The organism is Mycobacterium sp. OAE908 (genome assembly GCF_017872775.1).
Taxonomy (GTDB): Bacteria; Actinomycetota; Actinomycetes; order Mycobacteriales; family Mycobacteriaceae; genus Mycobacterium.
Genome location: NZ_JAGGJL010000002.1, coordinates 14,773 through 29,125, shown reverse-complemented (window position 1 = coordinate 29,125; position 14,353 = coordinate 14,773). Strand labels below are relative to the sequence as shown.

Annotated in this window: 14 protein-coding genes; 3 read left to right on the top strand and 11 right to left on the bottom strand. The window is 67.1% G+C overall.

Going from position 1 to position 14,353, the window contains the following annotated elements; genetic code table 11:
• Positions 1–39: 39 nt before the first annotated feature.
• From J3E61_RS25230 to clpS, 8 genes are read right to left on the bottom strand one after another with little or no spacing between them, the layout of a single operon-like run.
• Positions 40–864 (bottom strand): glutamate racemase, encoded by an 825-nt coding sequence (locus J3E61_RS25230; protein WP_210085708.1) that lies wholly within the window; start codon positions 862–864, stop codon positions 40–42.
• On the bottom strand, positions 861–1,544 hold the full coding sequence (locus J3E61_RS25225) for a rhomboid family intramembrane serine protease (RefSeq protein WP_210085707.1): 684 nt from the start codon (positions 1,542–1,544) through the stop codon (positions 861–863). Before J3E61_RS25225 ends, J3E61_RS25230 begins: the two co-directional genes overlap by 4 nt.
• Positions 1,535–2,497 carry a cysteine synthase gene (locus J3E61_RS25220; protein ID WP_210085706.1) on the bottom strand — a complete coding sequence of 321 codons (963 nt, stop codon included), beginning with the start codon at positions 2,495–2,497 and terminating at the stop codon, positions 1,535–1,537. Before J3E61_RS25220 ends, J3E61_RS25225 begins: the two co-directional genes overlap by 10 nt.
• 1 nt (position 2,498) lies before the next feature.
• A complete protein-coding gene (locus J3E61_RS25215; RefSeq protein WP_192723767.1) occupies positions 2,499–2,771 on the bottom strand; it encodes a MoaD family protein in 273 nt (90 codons plus the stop codon).
• Between the two features lie 14 nt (positions 2,772–2,785).
• Complete coding sequence (locus tag J3E61_RS25210) at positions 2,786–3,199, bottom strand: M67 family metallopeptidase (RefSeq protein WP_210085705.1); 414 nt, start codon at positions 3,197–3,199, stop codon at positions 2,786–2,788.
• A gap of 13 nt (positions 3,200–3,212) precedes the next feature.
• Positions 3,213–4,232 (bottom strand): P1 family peptidase, encoded by a 1,020-nt coding sequence (locus J3E61_RS25205; RefSeq protein WP_210085704.1) that lies wholly within the window; start codon positions 4,230–4,232, stop codon positions 3,213–3,215.
• Complete coding sequence (locus J3E61_RS25200; RefSeq protein ID WP_192723770.1) at positions 4,229–4,810, bottom strand: DUF2017 family protein; 582 nt, start codon at positions 4,808–4,810, stop codon at positions 4,229–4,231. The genes J3E61_RS25205 and J3E61_RS25200 overlap by 4 nt, the downstream gene beginning before the upstream one ends.
• Positions 4,811–4,817: 7 nt before the next feature.
• Positions 4,818–5,120, bottom strand: coding sequence for an ATP-dependent Clp protease adapter ClpS (clpS, locus tag J3E61_RS25195; protein WP_192723771.1), 303 nt, complete (start codon positions 5,118–5,120; stop codon positions 4,818–4,820).
• On the opposite strand from clpS, the gene J3E61_RS25190 reads away from it, so the two are divergent.
• From J3E61_RS25190 to J3E61_RS25180, 3 genes are read left to right on the top strand one after another with little or no spacing between them, the layout of a single operon-like run.
• Positions 5,119–6,459: a nicotinate phosphoribosyltransferase gene (locus J3E61_RS25190; protein WP_210085703.1), complete on the top strand. Its 1,341-nt coding sequence runs from the start codon at positions 5,119–5,121 to the stop codon at positions 6,457–6,459. The genes clpS and J3E61_RS25190 overlap by 2 nt on opposite strands.
• 5 nt (positions 6,460–6,464) lie before the next feature.
• Entirely contained in the window at positions 6,465–8,435 is a 1,971-nt protein-coding gene (locus tag J3E61_RS25185; protein ID WP_210086684.1) for an ATP-dependent DNA helicase, read from the top strand.
• A gap of 22 nt (positions 8,436–8,457) precedes the next feature.
• The gene (locus J3E61_RS25180) at positions 8,458–9,906 is read left to right on the top strand and encodes a neutral zinc metallopeptidase (RefSeq protein WP_210085702.1); all 1,449 of its coding nucleotides are present in this window, start codon (positions 8,458–8,460) and stop codon (positions 9,904–9,906) included.
• A gap of 76 nt (positions 9,907–9,982) precedes the next feature.
• On the opposite strand, the gene J3E61_RS25175 is transcribed toward J3E61_RS25180, so the two are convergent.
• The 3 genes from J3E61_RS25175 to glgP all read right to left on the bottom strand — a co-directional run bounded on the left by J3E61_RS25175 (position 9,983) and on the right by glgP (position 14,286).
• The gene (locus J3E61_RS25175; RefSeq protein WP_210086683.1) at positions 9,983–10,690 is read right to left on the bottom strand and encodes an MspA family porin; all 708 of its coding nucleotides are present in this window, start codon (positions 10,688–10,690) and stop codon (positions 9,983–9,985) included.
• A gap of 135 nt (positions 10,691–10,825) precedes the next feature.
• Complete coding sequence (locus tag J3E61_RS25170) at positions 10,826–11,677, bottom strand: virginiamycin B lyase (protein WP_210085701.1); 852 nt, start codon at positions 11,675–11,677, stop codon at positions 10,826–10,828.
• Complete coding sequence (gene glgP, locus J3E61_RS25165) at positions 11,674–14,286, bottom strand: alpha-glucan family phosphorylase (protein WP_210085700.1); 2,613 nt, start codon at positions 14,284–14,286, stop codon at positions 11,674–11,676. Before glgP ends, J3E61_RS25170 begins: the two co-directional genes overlap by 4 nt.
• Positions 14,287–14,353: the final 67 nt, after the last annotated feature.

Sequence of the window (14,353 nt, the reverse complement as noted above, 5' to 3'; positions counted from 1 at the left end):
TCCGCTTGACGAAAACATCGCCCGTTTACGCGACACAAATCATCTTTGGGCCGCAACGTGACGCTGAACAGGCCGAACGCCATCCAGCGTCGGACCGAGGAATCTCGCCGCAAGTGTGGTGAAGGCCTCAGGATCACCGGTGGACTCGAACAGCCGGCGTGCCTGCGGCGCGTCATGCGGGCGCAGCAAATCAAGCTCGGTGAGCACTCTCAGCAAGTCCTTGGCAGTCTCTTCCGCACTGGACACCAGCGTGACCTGATCGCCCATCGCCAATTGGATCAGCCCGGACAGCATCGGGTAGTGCGTGCAGCCAAGCACCAACGTGTCGACCTCGGCGCGCTGCAGCGGCTCCAGGTACCCCTCCGCCAGGCCCAGCACCTGCCGTCCGCTGGTCACCCCGCGCTCGACGAAGTCGACGAACCGCGGGCACGCCACGCCCATCACCTCGGTGTCGCGGGCCGCTGCGAACGCGTCCTGATACGCACGGGACGCGATCGTCGCCTCGGTTCCGATCACTCCGATGCGGCCGTTTCGCGTCGCGGCCACGGCCCGTCGGACGGCAGGCAGGATCACCTCGACCACAGGGACGGGCGCATACCGTTCGCGCGCATCGCGCAGCATCGCCGAGGACGCGGTGTTGCACGCGATCACCAGAGCCTTGACGCCCCGCGCGACGAGGTCGTCGCCGATCGCCAGCGCGTGCGCACGGATCTCCGGAATGGTCAGCGGGCCGTACGGGCCGTTCGCGGTGTCGCCGACGTAGATGATGTCCTCGTCGGGCAACTGGTCGATGATCGCGCGCGCAACGGTGAGGCCGCCGACGCCGGAATCGAATATCCCGACGGGCGCCAACTGTGCGCTCACGACGTCAGATATGGGTTGGCCGCTTTGCGCTTGCGTTGCTCGCGCGACTTACGTTCGGGGCCGGACAGCAGATACGCGGCGAGCACGCCGGCAACCGCTCCGCAGAAGTGGCCCTGCCATGACACCCCTGGTGTGCCGGGCAGCACGCCGAGCAGCACGCTGCCGTAGACGAGCAGCACGATGACGCCGACCACGATCTCCCACACCTTGCGGGTGAAGAAGCCGAACACGATCAGGAACGCCAGCCAGCCGAAGATCAGGCCCGACGCCCCGATGTGGTTGGTTTCGCATTGGACCCCGACGTATGGGCAATGTGCGCCGATGTTGCCGATCAGCCACGTGCCGAAACCGCCGAGGATCCAAATGATCACGGTCGCGTAGACGAAGCGGGACATCCCCGCGAGTGTCATCAGGAAGCCGAGGATCAGCGCCGGAATGGTGTTGGCGATCAAGTGATCCCAGTTCGAATGCAGTAGCGGCGCGAAGAGGATTCCGAGGAGGCCGTCGCTCTCCAGCGGCCGGATGCCGTTGTCGTCCAGGCGATGGTTCGACAGTGAATCGAACAGCTCGATGATCCACAGCAGCGCGACAAAGGTGACGATCGTGACCCCGCCAACGAGCCAGGCCGGCCGTTTCTTCGGCTGCGGCTGAGTCGGCGTGTATCCCGGGCCTACGCCCATAGCTGCCCTTCCAATGCGTCCTCGGCATCATCCAGGCTACCGGCGTACGCACCGGTCGACAGGTACTTCCAGCCGGCGTCGGCCACGACGAACGCGATATCAGCGCGTTCACCGGCCTTGACCGCCTTGGCGGCCATCCCGAGGGCGGCATGCAGCACGGCACCGGTGGAGATTCCGGCGAAGATGCCTTCGACCTGAACCAGTTCACGCGTGCGCTTGACCGCGTCGTAGGACCCGACGGAGTAGCGGGTGGTCAGCACGTCGGGGTCGTACAACTCGGGGATGAAACCCTCGTCGATGTTTCGCAGCGCGTAAACACCCTCGCCGTAACGGGGTTCGGCGGCGACGATCTGCACGCCGGGCACCTGCTCGCGCAGATACCGCCCTGTCCCCATCAACGTGCCGGTGGTCCCGAGGCCCGCAACGAAATGGGTGATCTCGGGCAGGTCGGCCAGCAGCTCGGGCCCGGTGCCCTCGTAATGGGCCAGCGTGTTGGATTCGTTGCCGTACTGGTACAGCATCACCCACGAAGGATTCTGGGCCGCAAGCTCTTTCGCGTGTGCAACCGCGGTGTTCGACCCGCCCTCGGCCGGGGAGTAGATGATTTTGGCGCCGTAGAGTTCGAGCAGTTGACGACGCTCGATCGACGTGTTCTCCGGCATCACGCAGATCATCTGATAGCCCTTGAGCAGCGCGGCCATCGCGAGCGAGATGCCGGTGTTGCCGCTCGTCGGCTCCAGGATCGTCGCACCGGGTGACAGCACCCCGCTGCGCTCGGCGTCCTCGATCATCCGCAGCGCGGACCGATCCTTGATGGACCCGGTCGGGTTGCGGTCCTCGAGCTTGGCCCACAACCGCACATGCGGTTGGTCATTCCACTTCGGCGAAAGCCGTTGCAGCCCAACCAGAGGCGTGTCGCCGAGCGCCTGCAGCAGCGAGTCGTAGCGCGTCAACCTAGCCGCCTGCGACGGCGGGCAGGATGGTCACCGAGTCGCCGTCGGAGATCTCGGTGTCCAGCCCGCCGGAGAACCGCACATCCTCGTCGTTGACGTAGATGTTCACGAAGCGGTGCAGCTTGCCGTTATCGACAAGGCGCTCGGAGATGCCCGAGTAGTTCGACTCCAGGTCGCTGATGACCGCCTGCAGCGTGGCGCCGGTTGCCGAGACTCGCTTCTCGCCGCCGGTATGGGTGCGCAGGATGGTCGGGATCGACACGGTTACAGACATGGGGTCAAACCTTTCTAGTACTGCTCAACGATTTTGACGGGTTCTTCGGTGACGACGCCGTCGACGATGCGATAGCTGCGCAGCTCGTGATCGTCGGGATCGCGCGTCGACACCAGCACGTAATGGGCGTCGGGCTCGGACGCATAGGAGATGTCGGTGCGGCTCGGGTAGGCCTCGGTGGCGGTGTGCGAGTGATAGATGACGACCGGCACCTCGTCGGCCTCGTCCATCGAGCGCCACACCTTGAGTTGCTCCATCGAGTCGAACCGGTAGAACGTCGGCGACCGCTCGGCGTTGAGCATCGCGATGAACCGCTCGGGACGATCGGCCCCCTGCGGGCCCGCGATCACCCCGCACGCCTCGTCGGGATGGTCGGCGCGCGCATGCGCGACCATGGCGTCGACCAGGTCGGCGCGGATCACCAACACGGTTGTTTCCCTCTCATTCGAACGCTCCGGGCAACATGTCCCGGTACGACGGTATTCCGGCGACCGACTCGGCGGCCAATACGCCCACCACCACCGCGCGGGCCAGGCAGTCGGCGGCGGCGGAGCCGACATCGGTGATCAGCGGCGTCTCGGGCGACATCGACGCCGGTGTCAGCGGGTCCGGCGGGATCTCGATGGCACCGGTGGCCAGCGCGAATACCGTATCGCCATCCAGTGGGGTGTGGCATGGGCGGATGGTGCGGGACAGGCCGCTGTGCGCCGCGACCGCCACTCGCCGGCATCCCGCCGGGCTCAACGCGGCGTCTGTGGCCACCACCGCGATCGTGGTGTTGAGCGGGCTGAACTCGGCCCGTCTGGCGGCGTATGCCGCGACCTGCTCGGCAGGCGGTGAAACAAGGCCGAACTCCTCGATCTGATAGGCCAGCCAGGGCAGTCCCGTATCGGTATCGACCACGTCGCCCGCGGCGTTGACCACGACGATCGCGCCGACCGTGACCCCCGAATCCAGCCGGATCGAGGCGGTTCCGACGCCACCCTTGAGCACGCCGACGCGTGCGCCGGTGCCCGCGCCCACGGTCCCGACGGCAACCTCGGTGCCAGCGCTGCGGGCGGCGGCATAGCCGAACTCAGCGGTCGGCCGGCACTGCCACCCGCCGACGGGCAGATCGAAGATCACCGCTGCGGGCACGATCGGCACCACACCGGCCTCCATCGCGACGCCGCGGCCCTGCTCCTCGCAGAAGGTCATCACGCCGTCGGCGGCCGCGAGCCCGAACGCACTGCCACCGCTCAACACGATCGCGTCGACATGGCACACCGAGTTCATCGGGTCCAGCAGGTCGGTCTCGCGGGTGCCCGGCGCCCCGCCGCGACCGTCGACCGCGCCGACCGTGCCGGGTGGTGTCAGCACGACCGTGGTGCCGGTGGCCCAGCCACTGCCGATCGAGGCATCGGGGTCGAGACGATGATGCTGGCCGACGAGGATGCCGCTGACATCGGTGATGGAGCTCATTTCTTGCCCATCAGCCCCAGCACGAGGTACTCCTGCAGCACGGTCAGCCATTGATACACATCGAGGTGTCCGGCCATCGGATGGTCAGTGGGCAACGCATCTGGGCCATTCGGACCGATGTCGAGCATGGTGCCGAGCGCCAATCTCACGTCGTTGACGGCGGCCGCCCAGGCGTGCGCGTCATCCTCGTTGAGTTCGAACTTGCCCCCACCCGGGGGGCAGGTGTCCAACAACCGTTGCGCCGCTTGACGTTTCGCGTCGATTATTTCCGGCTCATGCAAACTGCGCAGCGCACTGTTGAGGCTCTCCGCGGTGCCTGTGCCTGCCGGATGGTCTCGCTGCGTGCGGTAGAAGTTGGGCAGCAACCGCTTCATCGTTTCGTCTTCCGGCGGCCGCGAATTACCGGTCTTCATGCCCGTGATTTCTTCGAGTTCATCTGAGGGAGCGGATGATTCACGCTCCTCGAGCATGCCGAGCATCGACGTCACCAGGCTGTTGAGAAGCCCGGCCTCGTGCGCGGCAAGCGCGGACCGAAAGCGCGGGCCGTCGGGGGTGTCGACCCGCTTCCACTTACGCACAGCGAGATCAGCGGTCCTGCTGCAGGGTCGCCCACAAACCGGCGGCGTGGAGCTTGGACACGTCGACCTCCATGGATTCCCGGCTGCCTGCGGACACCACGGCCTTGCCTTCGTTGTGCACCTGAAGCATGAGCTTGGTTGCGTGCGGCTCGCTGTAGCCGAACAGCTTCTGGAAGACGTACGTCACGTATGTCATTAGGTTGACGGGGTCGTCCCAGACGATCGTCACCCATGGGGAGTCGGTCGCGTCGACACTCTTGACGTCGCGTTCCTCGCGGGTTCCCGGTCGGGTCTTCGCCGGAGTCGCCATGTTGGTAAGGATACCGAGGCGAACAAACCGATACCGTTGCGGTGTGGCTTCGTCGTTTTCAGCGTTGTTGACCGACAAATACGAGCTCACCATGCTCGCAGCGGCGCTGCACGACGGCAGCGCACACCGTCGCGCCACCTTCGAGGTCTTCGCCCGCCGGCTGCCCGAGGGCAGGCGCTACGGCATCGTCGCGGGCACCGCGCGCTTCGTGGAAGCGTTGGCGCACTTCAGATTCGACGACGCCGCGCTGGCATCACTGAAGGGGTTTCTCGACCCTGAAACGCTCGCGTACCTCGCCGACTACCGGTTCGCCGGCGACGTCGACGGCTACGCCGAAGGCGAGCTGTACTTCCCCGGTTCTCCCGTGCTGTCGGTGCACGGCACCTTCGGCGAATGCGTGGTACTGGAGACGCTGGCGCTGTCGATCTTCAACCACGACACGGCGATCGCGTCCGCTGCTGCACGCATGGTCAGCGCGGCCAAGGAGCGCCCGCTGATCGAGATGGGCTCGCGGCGCACCCACGAGCAGGCGGCCGTCGCCGCGGCGCGCGCCGCCTACATCGCCGGTTTCACGGCGTCGTCGAATCTCGAGGCGCAGCGGCGCTACGGTGTGCCCGCGCTCGGCACCAGCGCGCACGCGTTCACGCTGCTGCACACGACTGAAAGCGGCCCGGACGAAAAGGCCGCGTTCAAGGCGCAGGTCGACGCGCTCGGGGTCGGCACCACACTGCTGGTCGACACCTACGACATCACGCAGGGCGTGGCGAACGCCATTGAGGTGGCAGGTACGGAACTCGGCGCGGTGCGCATCGACTCCGGCGACCTCGGCGTGATGGCCCGCCAAGTCCGCGAGCAGCTCGACGGGCTCGGCGCCACCAAGACCCGCATCGTGGTGTCGGGTGACCTCGACGAGTACTCGATCGCTGCGCTGCGCGCGGAGCCCGCCGACATCTTCGGCGTCGGCACCTCGGTGGTCACCGGCTCGGGCGCTCCGACGGCCAGCATGGTCTACAAGCTTGTCGAGGTCGACGGCATGCCCGTCGAGAAGCGCAGCAGCCACAAGGAATCCCACGGCGGCCGTAAGCAGGCGCTGCGGACGTGCAAACCCACGGGCACCATCCTCGAGGAGATGGTCCACCCCTTTGGCCACCCGCCGGATGAGTCAGGGCGGGCGCTGACGGTCGACCTCGTGCGCGGCGGTGAGCCGGTCGGCGACCTTTCGCTCGACGCGGCCCGGCGTCGGGTGAAGGAAGGCCTGCACAGCCTGCCGTGGGACGGCCTCAAACTGTCTAAAGGAGAACCAGCCATTCCGACCCGGATGATCCCGCCCGCCAGCTAGGAGCAATCACGTCGCACGTCACTGAACTGCTGGGCAAGGCGGTCGCCGCGCTGGGCGGCAGCGAGCGCAGCGGCCAGATCGAGATGGCCGAGGCCGTCGCGCGCGCTTTCGAAAGCGGCGAGCACCTGGCCGTCCAGGCGGGCACAGGAACCGGCAAGTCGCTGGCATACCTGGTGCCCGCGATCGCGCGGGCCATCGAGACCGAGGAGCCGGTCGTGGTTTCGACCGCGACCATCGCGCTGCAGCGCCAACTCGTCGACCGCGACCTGCCACGGCTGGCCGACGCGCTGACCGACACGCTGCCGCGGCGGCCGGAGTTCGCGCTGCTGAAGGGTCGCGGAAACTATTTGTGCCTGAACAAGATTCACAACGGTGCGGCGACGGAACCCGAAGATCGGCCGCAGGAGGAGCTGTTCGAGCCGATGGCCGCCAGCGCCCTTGGCCGCGATGTGCAGCGGCTGATCGCCTGGTCGTCTGATACCGAGACCGGTGACCGCGACGAGCTCACGCCGGGCGTGCCGGACAGGTCGTGGTCGCAAGTGTCCGTCTCGGCACGAGAGTGCATCGGCGTGGCGCGCTGTCCGTTCGGCACCGACTGCTTCGCCGAACGCGCCAGGGACAAGGCCGGCCACGTCGACGTCGTCGTCACCAATCACGCGCTGCTCGCGATCGACGCGATGACCGACGCCGCCGTGCTGCCCGAACACCATCTGCTGGTGGTCGACGAGGCACACGAACTGGCCGACCGCGTCACCGGTGTGGCCACCGGCGAACTGTCGGCCACCTCGCTCGGCGTTGCGCACCGCCGCGTCAGCAGGCTGATCGACCCCGAGCTCGCGGAACGCCTCGAGGCGACGATCGCGGTGCTGTCGTCGGCGATCCATGACGCCACCCCGGGGCGCATCGATGTCCTCGATGACGAGATGGCCACCTACCTGACGGCGCTGCGCGACGCCGCGAGCAAGGCCCGCTCGGCCATCGACACCTCACCGAGCGATCCGCAGGCAGCCTCCGCACGCGCCGAAGCGGTGACCGCGCTGACCGACATCAGCGATACCGCGACGCGGATCCTGTCGTCGTTCGTCCCGGCGATCCCCGACCGAACGGATGTGGTGTGGCTGGACCATGAGGACAACCGCGGCACCATTCGCGCGGTGCTGCGGGTTGCGCCGTTGTCGGTCGCAGGATTGTTGCGCGCCAGACTCTTTGAGCACACGACCGCCGTGCTCACATCTGCGACACTGACCATCGGCGGCAACTTCGAGGCGATGGCTTCGGCGTGGGGGCTGGCCGGTGAAGACGCGGCCAAGTGGCGCGGCCTCGACGTCGGCTCGCCGTTCGAGCACGCGAAGTCGGGCATCCTCTACGTCGCCGCGCATCTTCCCCCGCCCGGTCGCGACGGCACCGGCTCCGCCGAGCAACTCGAAGAGATCCAGGCGCTCATCACCGCGGCGGGAGGGCGCACGCTTGGCCTGTTCTCGTCGATGCGCGCCGCGAAGGCCGCCGCCGAGATCATGCGCGAGCGGCTGAAGACGCCCGTGTTGTGCCAGGGCGAGGACACCACGTCGGCATTGGTGCAGCGGTTCGCCGATGATCCCGAGACGTCGCTGTTCGGCACGCTGTCGCTGTGGCAGGGCGTCGACGTGCCCGGCCCGTCGCTGTCGCTGGTGCTCATCGACCGCATTCCGTTTCCCCGGCCCGACGACCCACTGCTGACCGCGCGACAGCGCGCCGTGGCGGCCCGCGGCGGGAACGGGTTCATGGCCGTGGCCGCCAGCCATGCCGCGCTGCTGTTGGCGCAGGGCGCGGGGCGCCTGCTGCGCCGCATGGACGACCGCGGAGTGGTCGCGGTGCTGGACTCGCGGATGGCTACCGCGCGATACGGCGGCTACCTGCGCGCGTCGCTGCCGCCGTTCTGGGCGACGACGGACTCACGTCGGGTGCGGGAAGCACTCGAACGTCTGCGCGCAGGCTGACAGCTTTCATTAAGCTGCGTCCATGAGGCGACGCCGCGTAGTTGCTGCCGTGATCGCGACCTGCACGACGCTGCTGATACCCGCGTGCACCACAACCCTTCAGGGCAAAGCGGTCTCGGTGTTCGACGACCCGTTCCACGTGGCTGGGCTGCCCGCCAGCGACGGCCCGACCGGGCTGCGGCCCGACGCGCACGGGGACGTGCGCGACGTCGAGGGCACCGACCACGGACAGATGGACAAGCTGGCCGCGAACGCCGTGAGCGACATCGAGGAATACTGGGGCCAGGTGTACGGCGATACCTTCGACGGTCAGTTCAAACCCGTCGAGGCGCTGATCTCGTGGGACGCCAACGGTTTCGAGGGCACCACGTTCTGTGGCGACGACACCTATGGACTCGTCAACGCGGCGTTCTGCTTCGACGACGAGACCATCGGCTGGGACCGCGGCGAGCTGCTGCCGTCGCTGCGAAAGGCGAACGGGGACATGGGCGTCGCGATGGTTCTCGCCCACGAGTACGGCCACGCGATACAACACCAGGCGGGGTTGACCACCAAGAAGACACCGACGCTGGTCTCCGAACAACAGGCCGACTGCTTTGCGGCCGCGTATATGCGCTGGGTGGCCGAGGACAAGTCGCCACGCTTCACGCTGTCCACCGCCGACGGACTGAACAATGTGCTTGCCGCGGTGATCGCGTTCCGCGATCCCCTTCTGGCAGAAGGTGATCCAGAAGCCGGCATCGATGAACACGGTTCTGCGTTCGAGCGACTGTCGGCCTTCCAGTTCGGATTCACCGACGGTCCCTCGGCGTGTGCGGCGATCGACATGCGCGAGATCGGCCAGCGTCGCGGGGATCTGCCTGTGCTGCTGCCGGAGGACCAGACCGGCGAGTTGCCGGTCACCGAGGAGTCGGCGCGCTCGATCATCGACGCGATGGGCATCGTGTTCTCGCCCGCCGATCCACCCAAGCTCAGCTTCAAGACATCCGACGCCGAAAAGTGTCCGGACGCCAGGCCAAGCCCGCCTGCGTCCTTCTGCCCCGCGACGAACACCATCGTCGTCGACCTGAAGGAGCTGCAGGCGATGGGTACGCAATCCGACAATGCCGACGGCGGCGGGCTTGCGAGCGGCGACAACACCGCCTACTCGGTGCTGGTCTCGCGCTACATGCAGGCGCTGCAGCACGCACACGGCGGCGTACTGCTCGACAACGCCGAGGCAGCGCTGCGCACGGCATGCCTCACCGGCGTGGCCACCGTGAAGATGTCGAAGACCATCACCACACCCGACGGCAACACCATCGCGCTGACCGCTGGTGACGTCGACGAGGCGGTGTCGGGCATCTTGACCAACGGCCTTGCGGCAAGCGATGTCAACGGCGAATCGGTGCCATCGGGCTTCTCGCGGATCGACGCGTTTCGGGTCGGTGTGCTCGGCGATCAGGACCGCTGCTTCAAGCGCTTCCCCTAATTCACCGCGAGCGACCGCAAAATGCCGTGCAAATGCGGCGTGTCTGCGTGCAAACACGGTCGCTCGCCGAGAACAACTAGACCTTCTTCGTCACGCCGTACCACGCTGAGACCGCGTCGGACTCATCGGTCGAACGGGTCAGGAACGCATACGAGCGAATGAAAGACTCGCCGACGCAGCCGTCGATCTTGATGCGGAATCCGTCAACCATGATCCAGGGGCTGTCGCCCCTGAACTCCTTCTTCGACACCGGGATGGTGTTGATGAGCCCTGGCTTGAGGCCGACGGTGACACCACCGCCGACGTTCGCGCCGACTCCCGGGATGATCCCTTCCGGCAGCGGCGAGATGATGTCGGTGCCAACGACTCCGATCGACGGGTTGAGCCCCACGGTGCCCGTCAGGGACACACCGTTTGACGTACTCATATCGATGCCGCAGCCGATCTGATAACCCACTTCGAGGGTCCCCTGCGCGCCCTCCTCGTCCTCCTCGGGGCCGACCAGTGAGCCGCTGTAGATGCCGCCCACCTCGTACTCGCGGGTCGAGATCGCGGTTGTCAGCGGCGCGGTGACCCTCTGAGTCTCGTCTTTGGCTGACACCGTGAGGGTCCAGCCGTCCGGCGAGTAAGTCGTCTTGGGAGGCGACGAATCGACCCGGCCGTCATCGGGGGGCGCCGCCTCAGGCGCAGGCACTTCGGCGGAAACGGCTTCCGTCTCAGGGTCGGCTGATGCGATCGGAACGACCAACGCGCCGGTCGCTACGCACGCAGCCAGCACGGCCATGGGACGAACCAGCACAGCGCAGCCTCCTCGGCCGGAACACATTCCGCCTTGGATCATTACCCAGTGGCTGAGCCGCCTGCCGCGAAGGCGTGCCGCATGTCGGCGAGTCTTTATCCGAGCGTGACCCCGCCGAGTTCACGTGGACATGCGCAGCACGAACCCCGACTCCAGCGCGACCCAGGCCACGCCGTCGTGGTCGATCGCCAAGCCATGCGGCTCGCTGCCCGGCGGAAGATCGATCGTGACGACGTCCGCGCCGTCACCGCTGATGCGCGCGATCTGGTTGGCACCCCACAGGCTCACCCACACACCGTCGTCGGGGTCGGCGACCACCGCGTGCGGCTTACCCGGCAGCTCCATCTCCTGGATCGCGTCGTCCATCGGGATCCGGCCGATCTTCTCGCCGAGGATCTCGGTGAACCACACCGCGTCGTCGTGCGTGGCGGCGATACCGACGGGACCTGCTCCCGCAGTTGGCAATTCACGCACGGTCAGTCCGTCTGTCGGTGTGAACCGGCCAATTGCGTTGCCCTGATTGAGCGTGAACCACAACGCGTGGTCCGGCCCCACGGTGATCATGGACGGAGCACCGCCGACGGTCGTGCCCGCCGACAGCTCGCCGTCGACCGAGATACGGCCGATCTCACCCGACGTCATCCCCGTGAACCACAGCGCGCCATCCGGGCCCGCGGTGATGCCGTACGGCCCGGTGTCCTCCCCCAGCTCGAACGCGCTCAGTTCGCCGTCCGTCGTGATCCGTCCGATGCGGTCGTCGCCGGTGCGGGTGAACCACAGCGCACCGTCGGGGCCAGCGGTGATGATCGACGGCCGCGATTGCGGACCGACCGGGTACAAGCTGACATCGCCGCTCTTCGTCACCCGGGCGATCGCGCCGCTGTGCACCAGCGTCACCCACATCGCGCCGTCGGGACCGGCCGCCAGCGCATACGGCCCGCCGTCGAGTGCGACCTTGAGGGCGGCGCTCACGCCAGCGTGACGAGGCCGAGTTCGTTGTCCCCGGCCAGCAGTGGATGGTGCGGCAGGACCCGCACGGTGTACCCGACAGGACCTGCCACCGGCAACGGCGTTGTCGTGGAGAACACCTCGTTGCCGCCGTCAGCGGTACCGGTGTGCGCCATCTGCACGGTGATCGGATTCACCAGCACGTCGCTGCCGTTCACGCGGCCCAGCACCGCCTGAACCACCACCTCGTCCGCGCGCAGCCCGGCCAACTGCACCGTCGCGGTCAGCGTGAGCTCCGAGCCGAGCAGCGGGGTATCAGGAAGGCCGTAGCTGTCGACATCGGTGATCTGGATCTTCGGCCACGCCTCGTTGGCGCGCTGCCGGTAGGCCGCCAGCTCACGCGCCGCGCCGAACGGCTCGCCATCGGCACCCGGTTCGACTGTCTTGCGCAGCGACGCCGCCGCCGGGGCGTAGTACTTCTCCGTGTAGTCGGTCACCATCCGCGACGCCAGCACCTTCGGCCCCAGCTCCATCAGGGTGTGCCGCACCATCTCCACCCATCGCGTCGGGACGCCGTGCTCGTCACGGTCGTAGAACTTCGGCGCCACCGACTGCTCGAGCAGGTCGTAGAGGGCAGCGGCCTCGATGTCGTCGCGGCGGCCTTCATCGAGCAGCCCATCGGCCGTCGGGATTTCCCAGCCGTTCTCGCCGTCGTACCACTCGTCCCACCAGCCGTCGCGGATGGACAGATTCAGGCCGCCGTTGAGCGCGCTCTTCATGCCCGACGTCCCGCACGCCTCCAGCGGCCGCAGCGGATTGTTCAGCCAGACATCGCAGCCGTAGTACAGCTGCCGGGCCATCGACATGTCGTAGTCAGGCAGGAACGCGATGCGGTGCCGCACCTCCGGCCGGTCGGAGAACTTCACGATCTGTTGGATCAGCGCCTTTCCACCATCGTCTGCCGGGTGCGACTTACCGGCGACGATCAGCTGAATCGGGCGCTTCTCGTCGAGCAGCAGCTTCTCCAGCCGCTCCGGGTCGCGCAGCATCAACGTCAGCCGCTTGTACGTCGGTACCCGGCGGGCGAACCCGATAGTCAGCACATTGGGATCGAATGCCGTTGCGATCCAGCCCAATTCGGCATCCGACGCGCCGCGGTCGTGCCATGACCGGCGCAGCCGGGCCCGCACGTCCTCGACGAGCGCCTCGCGCAACTGCGACCGGATCCACCACATGTGGCCCGGGTCGACCTCCTTGAGCCGCTGCCACGTCTCAGGCTCGGTGAGCGAGCCGAGATCGTCGCTGCCCAGCAGTTCGCGGCCCAGCTCGAGCCACTGCGGCGCAGCCCATGTGGGTCCATGCACACCGTTGGTGATGGAGCCGATCGGCACCTCGGCCGCGTCGAAGCCCGGCCATAGCTCGTTGAACATGTAGCGGCTGACCTGCCCATGCAGCAGCGACACGCCGTTGGCGCGTTGTGCGAGTCGCAGGCCCATGTGGGCCATGTTGAACTTCGACGGGTCGTCCTCGGCGCCGAAGGCGATGATCCGGTCCAGCGGCACACCAGGCAGCAGCCGCGACATCGCGCCCAACGGGCCGTCCGTCGACCCGCCGAAGTATCGCTTGACCATCTCCACCGGGAACCGGTCGATGCCCGCTGGCACCGGGGTGTGCGTGGTGAACACAGTGGACGAACGAACCACCGTCAGCGCGGTGTCGAAGTCGAGCCCGGCGTCGATCAGCTCGCGGATACGTTCGACGCCGAGGAAGCCTGCATGGCCCTCGTTCATGTGGAACACCTCGGGCGCGGGCAGGCCCTCGATCTCGGTGTAGGCGCGGATAGCGCGCACCCCGCCGATGCCTGCCAGGATCTCCTGCTTGATCCGGTGCTCCTGGTCGCCGCCGTAAAGCCGGTCGGTGACGCCCCGCAGCTCGTGCTCGTTCTCCGGAATGTCGGAATCCAACAGCAGCAACGGAATTCGGCCAACCTGTGCGATCCAGACCCTTGCCCGCAGCTGGGTGGCGTCGGGCATCGCAAGCTCGACCAACACCGGGTCGCCCCGGTGGTCGGCGAGCAGCCGCAGCGGCAGACCCTGCGGGTCGAGCGACGGATAGTCCTCGTGCTGCCACCCGTCGGCGGTCAGCGACTGCCGGAAGTAGCCCGAGCGGTACAGCAAGCCGACCGCGATCAGAGGAAGCCCGAGGTCCGAAGCGGACTTCAGGTGGTCGCCGGCCAGGATTCCCAGGCCGCCGGAGTAGTTCGGCAGCACCTCGGCAACGCCGAACTCCATCGAGAAGTAGGCGATGCCGTGCGGCAACTGTGCGCCCTCGTCTTGTTGCTGCTGGTACCACAACGGCCGGGTCAGGTAGTTGTCCAGATCGGCCGCCAGCCCGTCGAGTCGCCGCAGGAAGGATTCGTCGACGGCGAGTTCGTCGAGGCGCTTGGGCGTGACCTGCCCGAGCAGCGCGACCGGGTCGCACCCGACCTGCTTCCACAGCTCCGGGTCGATGGCCGTGAAGAGGTCCTGGGTGGGTTTATCCCACGACCATCGCAGGTTGATGGAAAGGCGTTCGAGCGCGGTCAGACGATCGGGCAGATGCGTGCGGACCGTGAACCGGCGGAGAGCTTTCACGCGAGTCAACCTTACTGACAAATCGGCTGACCGCAGCGTGGTGTGGTGATCGCTTCACCCGCATTGG